12 protein-coding genes are annotated in these 13,489 nt (G+C 59.8%); 8 read left to right on the top strand and 4 right to left on the bottom strand.

Annotated elements, in window-relative coordinates; all coding sequences use genetic code 11:
* Positions 1–54 precede the first annotated feature (54 nt).
* From AB4N48_RS06180 to AB4N48_RS06170, 3 genes are all read right to left on the bottom strand, one after another.
* Entirely contained in the window at positions 55–945 is an 891-nt protein-coding gene (locus AB4N48_RS06180) for a pseudouridine synthase (RefSeq protein ID WP_460094956.1), read from the bottom strand.
* Between the two features lie 70 nt (positions 946–1,015).
* Positions 1,016–1,333: a hypothetical protein gene (locus tag AB4N48_RS06175; protein ID WP_016770837.1), complete on the bottom strand. Its 318-nt coding sequence runs from the start codon at positions 1,331–1,333 to the stop codon at positions 1,016–1,018.
* Positions 1,334–1,446: 113 nt separating this feature from the next.
* Positions 1,447–1,683, bottom strand: a complete 237-nt coding sequence (locus AB4N48_RS06170; RefSeq protein ID WP_016770838.1) for a glutaredoxin family protein — start codon at positions 1,681–1,683, stop codon at positions 1,447–1,449.
* Between the two features lie 198 nt (positions 1,684–1,881).
* On the opposite strand from AB4N48_RS06170, the gene AB4N48_RS06165 reads away from it, so the two are divergent.
* A complete protein-coding gene (locus tag AB4N48_RS06165) occupies positions 1,882–3,594 on the top strand; it encodes a cation:proton antiporter (protein WP_236168505.1) in 1,713 nt (570 codons plus the stop codon).
* Here the strand turns inward: AB4N48_RS06165 and AB4N48_RS06160 are convergent.
* Positions 3,591–4,799 carry an ammonium transporter gene (locus AB4N48_RS06160; RefSeq protein WP_150637780.1) on the bottom strand — a complete coding sequence of 403 codons (1,209 nt, stop codon included), beginning with the start codon at positions 4,797–4,799 and terminating at the stop codon, positions 3,591–3,593. The two genes, AB4N48_RS06165 and AB4N48_RS06160, sit on opposite strands and share 4 nt — an antisense overlap.
* Before the next feature lie 302 nt (positions 4,800–5,101).
* Here AB4N48_RS06160 and AB4N48_RS06155 point away from each other — a divergent pair, with 302 nt between their 5' ends.
* The 7 genes from AB4N48_RS06155 (at position 5,102) to AB4N48_RS06125 (ending at position 13,482) form a co-directional block, all read left to right on the top strand.
* Complete coding sequence (locus AB4N48_RS06155; protein WP_016770842.1) at positions 5,102–5,416, top strand: ElaB/YgaM/YqjD family protein; 315 nt, start codon at positions 5,102–5,104, stop codon at positions 5,414–5,416.
* 2 nt (positions 5,417–5,418) lie between these two features.
* On the top strand, positions 5,419–5,805 hold the full coding sequence (locus AB4N48_RS06150) for a phage holin family protein (protein ID WP_008079909.1): 387 nt from the start codon (positions 5,419–5,421) through the stop codon (positions 5,803–5,805).
* Positions 5,802–6,140 carry a hypothetical protein gene (locus AB4N48_RS06145; protein WP_016770844.1) on the top strand — a complete coding sequence of 113 codons (339 nt, stop codon included), beginning with the start codon at positions 5,802–5,804 and terminating at the stop codon, positions 6,138–6,140. Before AB4N48_RS06150 ends, AB4N48_RS06145 begins: the two co-directional genes overlap by 4 nt.
* Positions 6,141–6,260: 120 nt before the next feature.
* A complete protein-coding gene (locus AB4N48_RS06140) occupies positions 6,261–7,424 on the top strand; it encodes an EAL domain-containing protein (RefSeq protein ID WP_041478435.1) in 1,164 nt (387 codons plus the stop codon).
* Between the two features lie 69 nt (positions 7,425–7,493).
* Positions 7,494–8,822, top strand: a complete 1,329-nt coding sequence (locus tag AB4N48_RS06135; protein WP_016770846.1) for a deoxyguanosinetriphosphate triphosphohydrolase — start codon at positions 7,494–7,496, stop codon at positions 8,820–8,822.
* 380 nt (positions 8,823–9,202) lie between these two features.
* The gene (locus tag AB4N48_RS06130; protein WP_041478434.1) at positions 9,203–9,829 is read left to right on the top strand and encodes a response regulator transcription factor; all 627 of its coding nucleotides are present in this window, start codon (positions 9,203–9,205) and stop codon (positions 9,827–9,829) included.
* Between the two features lie 8 nt (positions 9,830–9,837).
* Positions 9,838–13,482: a transporter substrate-binding domain-containing protein gene (locus tag AB4N48_RS06125; RefSeq protein ID WP_460094953.1), complete on the top strand. Its 3,645-nt coding sequence runs from the start codon at positions 9,838–9,840 to the stop codon at positions 13,480–13,482.
* Positions 13,483–13,489 lie beyond the last annotated feature (7 nt).

The raw sequence follows: 13,489 nt of genomic DNA, 5'->3' as shown, positions 1-13,489 counted from the left end.
AGCCCGCATTGTCATGCGGGCTTTTTCATGGGCGCTCGGAAAGCAGTTTCAGCATTACCACTGCAAGGTGATTCGACTCTCGAACTCCCGCAATTCCCCGGTCACCGGGTCAATGAAGCGCAGGCCTTGCGCAAGCAGCTTCAACGGGTTGGCGTAGTCGTCCTCGACATCTTTCAACACCGTCGGATAAAACGGGTCGTTGCAAATACTCGCTCCCAGCGCCGTCATGTGCACCCGCAACTGATGCTTCTTGCCCGTCACGGGATACAGGCCATAGCGCCACAGATCACCATTTTTCTCACGCACCTCGACCGCCGTTTCGGTATTGCTGGCGCCAGGCCCTTCTTGCATGCGGAAAAACGGCTCGCCATCGACCAAACGGCTCTTGTGCACCAAAGGGAAATTCAGCTCGGGCAGCGCCGGGGCGATCGCTTCATAGCGCTTGTCGATCTGCCGCGTCGGGAACAACGACTGATAGGCCGAGCGGGTTTGCGGCTTGGCCGAGAAGATCACCAGACCTGCCGTGTGCCGGTCGATGCGGTGCAGCGGCACCAGATGCGGATTGTCCAGCCGACGGATCAGCCGGCGCAGCAGGGTTTGTTCGACATACTCCCCGGCCGGGGTTACTGGCAGAAAATGAGGTTTGTCGGCCACTACCAGATGTTCGTCAGCGTAGAGAATCGACTCGAGCACCGGGATCGGCTTCTCGTCCGGCACTTCGCGAAAGTAGTGAATGCGCAGACCTTCCCTGTACGGCAAGTCCAGCGCAATCGGCTGGCCCTGCGCATCCAGCACCCGCCCGCGAGCAATCCGGTCGAGCCACTGTTCGCGGCCGATAGCGCTGAAGTGCTCGCACAGGCAATCGAGTACCGTCAGCCAGGGACCGGGCGGCAAATACAAGGTGCTGGCCTGATTGTGCGCAGCGGAAAATACGGGGCTGGTCATACGAAACAGAAATCCTCAATGCAGGCCGGCATTATCCAACAGTGAGGCAAAGCCACCTAGCGCAGTTTCATCAGGCCGGAATCGACTTGAGTGCCGCCGCTTCGGTGAACTCCTTCAGCCAGCGCAAGACATCGACCGCCTCCCAGCGACCCGGATCGTACAAGGCATACAGCAGGCCCTGATAACCGACCACATCCAGCTGCTTGTGATAACCGGCGCGCTGGAACAGGGCTTCGATCTCGGCAAAGCAGGTGTTGAAATGCAGCTTGTTGAACGGCGTCTTGCCTTCCGTGACCAGCCCGTCCAGGCGCAATTCGAGGACGGCCTCGCGCACCACGTCGACCGACATCCGGTTAACGCTGCTCTTCAACTGTTCGACATTGACCACGGTTCATCCCTCTGACTCGATTGCTGTATGGACATACAGTAACCGAAGAAGTCAGCGAGCGCCAACGCAAGGATGTATCGCTGCGACCAGCGGAAGAACGGTAGTAAACCCCATCATCGTAAAAACGCCGCGATTTCATCGCCACTGAACGGCCAATCCAGCTCCGCGCCAGTGTCAACGCGCCGCAGTACCGGGATGCGCAAGCTGTATTTTTCGAACCATGATTCGTCTTCGGCAATGTCCACCAGTTCAACCAGCAGACCATGCTCGACGAAGGGCATCAGCTCGGCTTCGGCGACTTCACACAGGTGACACCCGAGGGTGCCGAACAGCTGACATTCAGGAGGCATGACGGCATTACCGGAAAACAAGTGAGCCCATTCTAGGACGCCACTAAACCCTCGTCGACCCGGCGGCGCCCAAAGGCCCCAACGCTCCCGGCGCAAAATCCTGACGCAAATCATTCAGCGCAAATTGCAAATGCGTCATCCTCGCGGACTTTTTGCCTCTACGCTTCAGAGGCCAACGCCCTGACAGCGGAGTGTCCCGTGTTTGCAAATCTGTTGATCATCCTCGCCTCATCCCTGGTGGTGATTGCCCTGTTCCGGCGCCTGCGACTGCCGCCGGTACTGGGTTACCTGTGCGTGGGATTACTGGTCGGGCCGAACGCATTCGACTGGGTCAACGAGAGCGAACATCTGCCGGATGTCGCCGAGCTGGGCGTGGTGTTTCTGCTGTTTTCGCTAGGCCTGGAGTTCTCCCTGTCGAAGATGATTGCGCTGCGCCAGGTGGTGTTTCGCCTCGGCAGTCAGCAAGTGCTGATCAGCGCAGCGCTGCTCGGCACCCTGTTGATGGGCCTGGGCATGCCGCTGATGCCGGCGCTGTTGCTCGGTGCCGGATTATCGCTGTCATCCACGGCGATCGTGACCAAGGAGCTGGGCAGTCTTGGTGAAGTGTTCAGCAGCCACGGCCAGAACGCGGTCGGCGTGTTGCTGTTTCAGGACGTTGTCGCGGTATTGCTGCTGACACTGGTTCCGGTCTTCGCCGGCACCAGCGAGCAGGCCTGGTATTGGGCCTTGCCGTTGACCCTGGGCAAAACCTTGGTGCTGTTCTTCGGCCTGCTGCTCGCCAGTCGCTGGTTATTGCCACGGCTGTTTCATGAAGTGGCGGCCTCGCGTTCGGCGGAGCTGTTCGTCCTGCTGGCGCTGGTGATCGTGCTGCTGACTGCCTGGCTCACGCACTTGCTGGGGCTGTCGCCTGCACTCGGCGCTTTCCTTGCCGGCATGTTGCTCGGGGAAAGCCATTACCGGCACCAGATCGAAGCTGACATCCGGCCCTTTCGCGACATTCTGCTCGGCGTGTTCTTCGTCAGCATCGGCATGCTCATCGACCTGCAACTGTTCGTCAGTCACAGCCTGTTGATCATCGGCCTGACGCTTGGCCTGATGCTGATCAAGGGCACCGTGGTCGCGCTGCTGGTGAAGTGGCGCGGCAGTGACAGCGAAACCGCGTGGCGCAGCGGTCTGGCCCTGGCCCAGGGCGGGGAGTTCTGTTTTGCCTTGATGGCGCAGATGCAGCAGAACAGTCTGTTGCCGGCCGAGCCGGGGGCGCTGCTGCTCGCGGCGACGTTCTGTTCGATGCTGCTCACGCCACTGCTGTTGCGTGCGGCGCCGCGCATTGCGGCCGTGCTGCACCGCAAGCCCAATCAGGAAGCGCAGATCGAACAGATCAGCGCGCTCAACGCCGACCTCGACCAGCACGTGGTGATCTGCGGCTACGGTCGCGTCGGCCAATCCATCGGCCGCTTCATGGGCAATGCGGGGCAAGCCTATGTTGCGCTGGACAACGATCCGGTGCGGGTGCAGGAAGCCGCATCCGCGGAAAGCGACGTGCATTACGGCGACTCGGCGCGTGGCGATCTGCTTACAGCCGTCGGCCTGTTGCGCGCCAGGCTGCTGGTGATTGCCGTGGATCAAAGTGATGTGGCGTTGCGCATTCTGCGTGAAGCCCGCCGCCTCAACCGACAGGTGCCGATTCTGGTACGCACCCGTGACGACAGCCAATCGGCGGAACTCAGAGCTGCCGGCGCCACCGAGGTGGTGCCGGAGCTTCTGGAGTCAAGCCTGATGCTCGCTTCACACGCGCTGATCATGCTTGGCCTGCCCGCGCACAAAGTGCAGGAGAAGGTCGATCAAGTGCGTATCGATCGCTATCGCCTGCTCCACGGTTTCTATCCCGGAGCCAATGATGAGGAAATCTAGTCCTGACTCACCGCGCCGATCTTGTGCAGCGACAGGTCGGCGCCGTAATACTCTTGTTCCTGACTCAGGCGCAGCCCATGCAATGCCTTGATCGCGCCGTAGACGACGAAGCCGCCGACCAGCGCCACCGCGACGCCAAGCGCAGTGCCGATCAACTGGCTGATCAGGCTGACGCCGCCCAGGCCACCCAGCGCAGACTGACCGAAGATGCCGCAGGCAATCCCGCCCCACACGCCACACAAACCATGCAACGGCCAGACACCCAAGACATCATCGATGCGCCATTTGACTTGCGCAGCGGTAAAGCACCAGACAAACAAGGCTCCGGCGATCGCGCCGGTCACCAGCGCTCCGACCGGATGCATCAGGTCGGAGCCGGCGCAAATCGCCACCAGCCCGGCCAGCGGGCCGTTGTGCAGAAAGCCCGGGTCATTGCGCCCAACGATCAACGCCGCGACGGTACCGCCAACCATGGCCATCAGCGAGTTGACCGCGACCAGGCCACTGACGCCTTGCAGCGTCTGCGCGCTCATCACGTTGAAGCCGAACCAGCCGACAATCAGGATCCACGAGCCCAGTGCGAGAAACGGAATGCTCGACGGCGCGAACGCGACCAGGCGTCCATCGCGATAGCGACCATTGCGCGGCCCGAGCAGCAGAACAGCGGCCAACGCCAGCCAACCGCCCACGGCATGCACCACCACCGAGCCGGCGAAATCATGGAATGCCGCGCCAAACTGCGCCGCCAGCCAGCTTTGCAAACCGAAGTTGCCGTTCCAGATCAGCCCTTCGAAGAACGGATAGATAAACGCCACGATCAGCGCCGTCGCGCACAACTGCGGGACAAACCGCGCGCGTTCGGCAATGCCGCCGGAAATGATCGCCGGGATCGCGGCAGCGAAGGTCAGCAGAAAGAAAAACTTCACCAGTCCATAGCCATGGTCAGCCGTGAGCACCGCCGCCGGTTGCATGAAGGTGACGCCATAGGAGATCCAATAGCCTATAAAGAAATAGGCCAGGGTCGAGACGGCGAAGTCGCTGAGGATTTTCGCCAGCGCGTTGACCTGGTTCTTCTGCCGGACCGTGCCGACCTCCAGAAAGGCGAAACCGGCGTGCATCGCCAGTACCATCACCGCACCGATCAGAATGAACAACGTGTTGGAGCTGTGAACCAGCGTGTCCACAGCGCTTTGCAGATTTTCCATGAGGAGGCAGACCCAAGGCTGAAAGGCACCAAAGCGGTTCATGCGGGCATTTCATGCACCAAATCAAGACTCACCAGTCATGCAACGGGAGGGGTTGATGAACTGATTTGGCGCATTTATCGATGTCCGATCACGAACTGCTAGTAAATTAATTAGAGTTTTTCTGCTGGGACGCCCGGCAACAGCGCACATATACCGAGCGACGCACCACGACACAGCAAAAGTTGTACCAGGCATTTGCACTGAACCTTCGCGCAAGGCTCATACTCGAACGCTTCAAAGCCACCTACGGAGATCCACCCATGGCCAGCATCAAGGCAAAGACTGCTCAAGAAATCCTGATGAACGACTTCCAGACTCTGGTCGCCGACACCGAACGCTTGCTCGAACACACCAAGACCCTCGCGGGTGATCAGGCCGATGAGCTGCGTGCCCAGATTCATGACAGCCTGCTGCGTGCCCGGGAAACCCTGAAGGTGACCGAAGACACCCTGCGTGAGCGCGGTCAGGCGGCCGTAACCGCTACTGAAGACTATGTGTCGGCCAACCCATGGCAGTCGGTGGGCATCGCTGCCGGCGTCGGCTTTCTGATCGGCCTGCTGGCAACTCGGCGCTGATCATGTCGATCGGTGAATCCGGCCCGACTGCGGGCACCGCCTCCTCTACGCGTCGCCTCGGCGCTGCCGTTCTGGGCCTGCTGCACAGTCATGTCGAACTGTTCGGCATCGAGCTGCAGGAGCAGAAATCACGCACTGTCAGCCTGCTGCTGTTCGCAGGCCTGGCGCTGGTTTTTGCCCTGCTGTTGCTGGTAGGTCTGTCGACGCTGGTGATGATCATCTTCTGGGACACCTACCGCCTGGCGGCGATCATCGGCCTGTGCGTGTTTTACACGCTGGCGTCGATCTTCTGCGGTCTGCGCCTCAAAGCGGCGATTTTCGATGAGTCCTCGCCTTTCCACGGCACGCTCGAAGAGCTGGCCAACGACCGGGAGCGTCTGCTGCCATGAGCCTGCCTGAACTTCCGCACAACAGCTCCCGCCGGGAAATGCGCAAGGCGCTGATCCGCCTGCGCATGGAAATGCACCGTCAGGAAATCCGCCACGAAACCGCGCAAGTGCTGCAACCGTTGCAGCGCATGCGTGGCATGAAGCAGAACGTGCAGGATGGTTTCGGCATCAAGCACGCGCCGTTGTGGGGCGTGGCAGCGGTGACGCTGCTGGGTTTCCTCACCGGCAAAGGCTCGAAACGCAGCAGTGGTGGCGGTTTGACGCGACTGCTGCGTCTGGGCACGACGCTTGGGCCGCTGATCAGACTGGTCATGCACAGCTCGGGCAAACGCTGAATCGCCCTTCTGGCTACATTCTTGCAGTAGCGCCGGGATGAATCTCCTTATCGGGAGATTCCATCCCGCGTGCCTATCCGGCAAGCGCGGCCAAACCAAAAACAAGATTAAGGACTTGCCGTGATCGACGGGCAACCGCTCGCCTGTTTTCAGCCTTTCATCGATACCGCCACCGGCCGCATTGCAGGCGTCGAAGCATTGGGTCGCCTGCGTCAGAGCGATGGTCAACTGACCTCGGTAGGACCGTTGTTCGCCGATCCGCGCACGCCGGCCACTGCCTTGCGCCGTCTCGACCGGCAAATCCGTGATCACGCCCTCAGCCGCCTGCATGAAGCGCCGGCCGAGTGGTTTCTCAGCCTGAACATGTCGCCACGCTGGATCAGCCGCCTGCGCGCCGATCAAGCGCTGCCAAGTCTCAAACAACTGGCGCGACACGAGGTTGATCCGCAGCGCATCGTATTTGAAATCACCGAACTGGGTGGTAACAGCGAACGCCTGGCCCACGTGGTCGGGCGCTACCGTGACGCAGGGGCGAGAATCGCCATTGATGATTTCGGCGCAGGCTATTCGCAGCTGGATCGGGTCCTGGCCCTGCAACCGGACATTCTCAAGCTCGATATGCGCCTGTTTCAGGCTGCAGCCCTCGGCGGACCGAGCAGCGATGTGGTCAAGGCTCTCGCCCAGATGGCCGAGAAAACCGGCTGCTGGATCATCGCCGAAGGCGTCGAAACCGAAGCGCAGCTGAATTTCGCGCTGGAGTGCGGCTCGCGCTATGTGCAGGGATTTCTCTTCGCCCGAGCACAAGAAGAATTCTTCGCTACCGATGCCTTCGTCGCGCATTTCGCGCAATTGCGGCAACGCTACGTGAAGCAGAAACTCAGCGAGCGCGGGCGGCTGATGCAAATGCGTCAGCAGCTCAGCGAACTGATGGCGATTCTGCAGCAATGGGCGCAGGCCCGCGCCCCGCTCAGTGCGTTGCCGCAATTGCAGGCGTTTCCCTGGCTGCTGCGCTTTTATCAGTGCGACCGCCACGGCACGCAACTGACTCCCAACCTCGAATGGCGCCATGACGGCTGGTTTGCCGATGACCGCTATCTGGGGCACAACTGGTCGTGGCGACCGTACTTCTATCATCTGCTGGCCGAAGGCTGGGAAGAACGCCGCCTGACCCTGTCCAACACCTATCGCGACGCCACCAGCAACCAGTATTGCCTGACTGCCGGACAGTTCTTCGATAACGGTGAACGGCTGCTGCTGATCGATATCGATGCGGCGGGTCTGTAGTTCCGCTTGCAGGCGCGGGGCCGAACCGGGAAGCTAGGGCGATCAGTCACCAGACGGAGAGATTCAGCCTTGGATTGGCCAACCCTGCTCAACCGCGAACGCCTCGGCAAGCCGCTGCACAGCCCGCAAGAACTCGGCCGCAGCCCTTTTCACAAAGACCATGACCGCATCATTTTCTCCGGGGCCTTCCGCCGCCTCGGGCGCAAGACCCAAGTGCATCCGGTCACCAGCAACGATCACATTCACACGCGCCTGACCCATTCGCTGGAAGTCAGTTGTGTCGGCCGTTCGCTGGGCATGCGTGTCGGTGAAACCTTGCGCAGCGCGCTGCCAGACTGGTGCGACCCGGCCGACCTCGGCATGGTCGTGCAGTCGGCCTGCCTGGCCCATGACATCGGCAATCCGCCATTCGGCCATTCCGGCGAAGACGCGATTCGCCACTGGTTTCAACAAGCCGCCGGGCGCGGCTGGCTCGATGGCATGAGCGAAGCCGAGCGTGGTGACTTCCTCAATTTCGAGGGCAATGCTCAAGGCTTTCGCGTGCTGACGCAGCTTGAATATCACCAGTTCGATGGCGGCACGCGCCTGACTTACGCGACGCTGGGCACCTATCTGAAGTACCCGTGGACCGCGCGCCACGCCGACTCCCTCGGCTACAAGAAACACAAATTCGGCTGCTACCAAAGCGAGCTGCCATTGCTCGAACAGATCGCGCACAAACTCGGTCTGCCGCAAATCGAAGACCAGCGCTGGGCACGCCATCCATTGGTGTACTTGATGGAGGCTGCCGATGACATCTGCTACGCGCTGATCGATCTCGAAGACGGTCTGGAAATGGAGCTGCTCGAATACGCCGAAGTCGAGTCACTGCTGCTCGGTCTGGTCGGCGACGATTTGCCGGAAACCTATCGCCAGCTCGGCCCGCAGGATTCCCGGCGGCGCAAACTGGCGATCCTGCGCGGCAAGGCCATCGAGCACCTGACCAACGCGGCGGCGCGGGCATTTGTCGAACAGCAGGATGCCCTGCTCGCCGGCACACTGCACGGCGATCTGGTCGAACACATGCACGGGCCGGCAAAGCGCTGCGTGTTGAACGCCAAGGACATCGCGCGCAAGAAGATCTTCCAGGACAAGCGCAAGACGCTGCATGAGATCGGCGCGTATACCACGCTGGAGATTCTGCTCAATTCGTTCTGCGGTGCCGCGCTGGAGCAGCACAACGGCCGCACGCCGTCGTTCAAGAGCCGGCGTATTCTCGATTTGCTCGGCAACAATGCGCCGGACCCTCAAGGTTCGCTGCACAGTTCGTTTCTGCGCATGATCGATTTCATCGCCGGCATGACCGACAGTTACGCCAGTGACATGGCACTGGAAATGACCGGCCGCTCAAGTCATTGATCGTCCCCCATCAGCCGGCCATTGGTCTGGCCGGCTGATGCCCGGTGAGTTATCGCCACGAACGTTATACGCGTTCTTTAAACTGGTCAGACTGGATCGCGCTGACCCAGGCAACCAAACAAAACGAACCGCACTTGTTAAACACAACTTTAAACACCAGTAAATAATTGGAGATCAATATTGGCTCTCGGATAATTTCCATCTTCGGCGAATTGAACTCTCGTGCTTCCTTACGCCAATCCTAATTTCAACGTAGTCCATTTCTTCATTACGCGTAGGATTAATCCGATAACGTAGTCGCGACACTACCAGTCCATGCGAGTGCTCATGCATCTGAGCTAAGGTGCGCGCTTTATTCATGCTTGCATGGGACTCTATTTATGAACTCCGTTTTTATTGTGGACGATCATCCGGTCATCCGCCTCGCCGTGCGAATGCTCCTGGAACATGAAGGCTACAAGGTCGTCGGTGAGACCGATAACGGTGTCGATGCCATGCAGATGGTCCGTGAATGCATGCCCGACCTGGTCATTCTCGATATCAGCATTCCCAAGCTGGACGGCCTCGAAGTACTGGCCCGCTTCAACACCATGGGTTCCAATTTCAAGATTCTGATTCTGACGGCGCAGTGTCCTACGCTGTTCGGTATCCGCTGCATGCAATCCGGTGCATCGGGATATGTCTGCAAGCAGGAAGACTTGAGCGAATTGGTCAGCGCAATCAAAGCGGTACTTTCCGGTTACAACTACTTCCCCAGTCAGGCACTTAATCCGGTGCGCAGCGATGACACTCGATATGCAGAACTTGAACTATTCAAATCCGTTAATGATCGCGAGCTGATGGTATTGCAGTTATTTGCACAAGGACGCACCAACAAGGAAATTGCCAAGGGCATGTTTCTGAGCAACAAGACCGTCAGCACTTATAAAAAGCGTCTGATGCAAAAACTCAAAGCCAGATCCCTTGTAGAACTTATCGAGATGGCCAAACGCAACGCACTCGTGTGAGACCCCACATGCCCAGCCGTCTGAAGGACTACCTGATCACCTTGAGCGCCGTTCTGTATCTGAGCGCCAATGCCTTCGCCTCGCCAAGCCCCTCACCCGACTATGCGTTGCTCAGCCGCTCGGCAACCGAGGCTGTCGGGATTGTCCTGCAACCGTCACAACGGCAATGGCTACAGACTCGCAGCGAACTGAAACTGGGTACCTCCGCACCTGATTACCCGCCATTCGACATGACCGTCAGTGGCCAGGACTACGAGGGACTGACCGCCGATTACGCAGGGATTCTCGGTCAGGCCACCGGTTTGCCGATTCGCGTGCAACGCTTTCCCTCGCGCGAGGCTGCCATTCGCGCCTTGATCGATGGCCAGATCGACCTGCTTGGCACAGCCAACGGCTACGAAGCAGGCAATGCCAACCTCGCGCTCTCCACACCTTACGCGGTCGATCAGCCGGTACTGGTGACCCGCGAAGATGAAACCCGCTCGCTGACCGAAGGCCTCGCCGGCCTGCGCCTGAGCATGGTGTATCACTATTTGCCGCTGCCGGAGATCAAGGCGCTGTATCCCAAGGCGCTTATCACCTGCTATCCGTCCTATCAGAACGCAATCAACGCGGTGGCCTTCGACCAGGCCGATGTGTTTCTCGGCGACACCCTCTCCACCCATTACATGATCAACAAGGGCTATCTCAATAACGTCCGCATGGCCAACTTCGGCAAGCAGGAAGCCCATGGCTTCAGCTTCGCCGTGCGGCGCAGCAATCCGCAGTTGCTGGGCATCATCGACACCGTGCTCGCAGCGATCCCGCGCAGCCAGCGCGATGACATCGCCAAACGCTGGAGCGCCGGCAGCGACCTGCTGCTCACCGACAGTAAACTCCAGCTGACGGATCGTGAGGAGAACTGGCTCAAGCAGCATCCCGTCGTCAGCGTAGTGGTCAATGAGGCGTACGCACCGTTGACCTTCTTCGACAGCGCCGGCAATTTCCGCGGCATCAGTGCCGACCTGCTCGAACTGATTCGCTTGCGTACCGGCCTGCGTTTCGAAATCCAGCGCAGTCGCAACGATGCGGAAATGATCAGGCAGATCGACAATCACAAGGCCGATCTGATTGCCGCCCTGTTGCCCAGCACCGAACGTGAAAAAAACCTGAGTTTCAGTCGTCCCTATCTGGAAAATTCCTACGTGCTGCTGACCCGCAAAAGCGCCGACAGCCCGACCAACCTGGCCCAACTCAAAGGCAAGCGTCTGGCGATCGCCCAAGGCAATCCGCTGGTCGCCTACTTGCATGAGAATTTTCCGGGCATCGAACTGATCGAAACCCCCGACACCTTCAGCGCCGTGTCGATGCTGGCCGACAATCACGTCGACGGCGCGGTGAACTCGCTGGTAATCGCCAACTATTTCATCTCATCGCGCATATTCGATCGGCCACTGCAAATCACCACCACGATCGGCACCAGTCAGGCAGCCTTCTCGCTGGCGACCGCCCGTGACAACACCGAACTGGCCTCGATCATCAACAAGGCGCTGCTGAGCATCGCTCCCGAGGAGCTCGGCGTGATCAACGGTCGCTGGCGCGGTTACTCCACCGCCTCCCAGAACATCTGGCAAAACTATCAGCGCCTGTTCTATCAAGTAGTCGCGGCCGCCGGCCTGATCCTGCTGCTGTTACTGACCTGGAACGCCTACATGCGCCACCAGATCAAGCAACGTCAGGCCGCCGAACGCGCGCTGAACGATCAACTGGAGTTCATGCGCTCGCTGGTCAACGGCACACCACACCCGATCTACGTGCGAGATCGCCAGGGTCTGCTGCAAAGTTGCAACGACAGTTATCTCGAAGCGTTCAACGCCAGACGCGAGGACATCATCGGCAAAGGCGTCGTGCAAGGCGCCCTGAGCAACGCGTTCGAGGCCGAGGCGTTCCAGGCCGATTACCAGAGAGTCATTGCCGAAGGCATTCCCTTGATACTCGACCGGCCTCTGCACATCGGCAGCCGCCGCCTGACGATTTACCACTGGATACTTCCCTACCGCAACTCCAGCGGTGCCGTCCAGGGCATCATTGGCGGCTGGATCGATATCAGTGAACGCCGCCAATTGTTTGAAAAACTGCGTGCGGCCAAAGAACAGGCAGACGAGGCGAACCGGGCCAAAAGTACCTTCCTGGCAACCATGAGCCACGAGATCCGTACACCGATGAACGCCGTGATTGGCATGCTCGAACTGACCCTGCGACGCATCGATCCCCAGCACCCCGATCGCGCTTCGATCGACACGGCCTACCATTCGGCCAAGGATCTGCTCGGGCTGATCGGCGATATTCTCGACATCGCCCGCATTGAGTCCGGCCGTCTGAGCCTGTCCCCGGAATGGATCAATCTGGTCGACACGGTGACCTCCGTTGCGCGCATCTTCGACGGCCTCGCGCGGCAGAAAAACCTTGCCTTGCAAGTCGTCTTCAACCCGCCGCACCCGGCTGTGGATGTGCATCTGGATCCGCTGCGCTTCAAGCAGGTGCTGTCCAACCTGGTCAGCAACGCTATCAAGTTCACCGAAAGCGGCCACGTGCGGATCACCCTCGACCTGATCCCGGCAGACGCTGCTGGGCGAACATTGATGCAGCTGACCGTGCAGGACAGCGGCTCAGGCATCAGCGCCGAAGATCAACAGCGCTTGTTCGAGCCGTTCTCGCAGGCGGACAACGGCAGTAGGCAGGCAAAAAACGGCGCCGGCCTCGGGCTGGTCATCAGTCGCAATCTTTGCGAAATGATGGGCGGACAACTGCAATTGAGCAGCCAGCCCGGTATCGGCACTCAAGTCTGCATATCGCTGCCGCTGGACAGCCTGCCGGCAAAGGCGAATCCGCCGAAAAGCGAACCGTTGATCAAGCCTGCGACAACGCCGTTACATGTCCTGGTTGTCGACGACCATCCGGCCAACCGTTTGCTCATGTGTCAGCAACTGGAGTTTCTCGGTCATCGCTTCAGCATTGCCGAAGATGGCTGCAGCGGCCTCGAGCGGTGGAAGGCCGATCATTTCGATCTGGTGATCGTCGACTGCAACATGCCCTTGATGAACGGCTATGACATGACCCGTGGGATTCGCCAGCTTGAACTGCAAAACCACCGCCCGCCGTGCACCGTGCTGGGTTTCACCGCCAATGCCCAGCCCGAAGAAGTCCAGCGCTGCAAGCTCGCCGGCATGGACGACTGCCTGTTCAAACCGTTGAGTCTGACCTTGCTCGGACAATGGATCGACGGCATCACGCCGGCATCACCGGCCTCGGTCTTCGACCTGCAAAGTCTGAGCCTGCTGACCGGCAACAACCCCGGGCAAACCCGGCGCATGCTGGTGGAACTGCTCAAGAGCAGCCGTCTCGACCGCGAAGAACTGCTGAGGCTGTCGCCCGAGGATGATCGCGAAGCGCTGGCAGTGGTTGCGCACAAGATCAAGGGCGCAGCACGCATCGCGCAGGCCTCGCGGTTGATCGAATGTTGCGATGAGCTCGAGGACGCCTGCCAGCAAGCGCTCGCGTCACAGGAGATTGCCCGTCGCTGGGCGGCAACCAGCCAAGCGATGCTCGAACTGGCGCAGGCCCTGCAACAGCAATTGTCCCTGGCCGATCAAGGCACAGTGAGCGAGTCTTAACTATGCT

Source organism: Pseudomonas sp. S2_C11 (assembly GCF_054668395.1).
This window is presented reverse-complemented; position numbering and strand designations above follow the sequence as displayed.

Coding starts and splice junctions, on each gene's coding strand:
- AB4N48_RS06180 (WP_460094956.1), bottom strand. CDS start 945: ATGACCAGCCCCGTATTTTCCGCTGCGCACAATCAGGCCAGCACCTTG.
- AB4N48_RS06170 (WP_016770838.1), bottom strand. CDS start 1,683: ATGCCTCCTGAATGTCAGCTGTTCGGCACCCTCGGGTGTCACCTGTGT.
- AB4N48_RS06160 (WP_150637780.1), bottom strand. CDS start 4,799: ATGGAAAATCTGCAAAGCGCTGTGGACACGCTGGTTCACAGCTCCAAC.
- AB4N48_RS06155 (WP_016770842.1), top strand. CDS start 5,102: ATGGCCAGCATCAAGGCAAAGACTGCTCAAGAAATCCTGATGAACGAC.
- AB4N48_RS06150 (WP_008079909.1), top strand. CDS start 5,419: ATGTCGATCGGTGAATCCGGCCCGACTGCGGGCACCGCCTCCTCTACG.
- AB4N48_RS06145 (WP_016770844.1), top strand. CDS start 5,802: ATGAGCCTGCCTGAACTTCCGCACAACAGCTCCCGCCGGGAAATGCGC.
- AB4N48_RS06130 (WP_041478434.1), top strand. CDS start 9,203: ATGAACTCCGTTTTTATTGTGGACGATCATCCGGTCATCCGCCTCGCC.
- AB4N48_RS06125 (WP_460094953.1), top strand. CDS start 9,838: ATGCCCAGCCGTCTGAAGGACTACCTGATCACCTTGAGCGCCGTTCTG.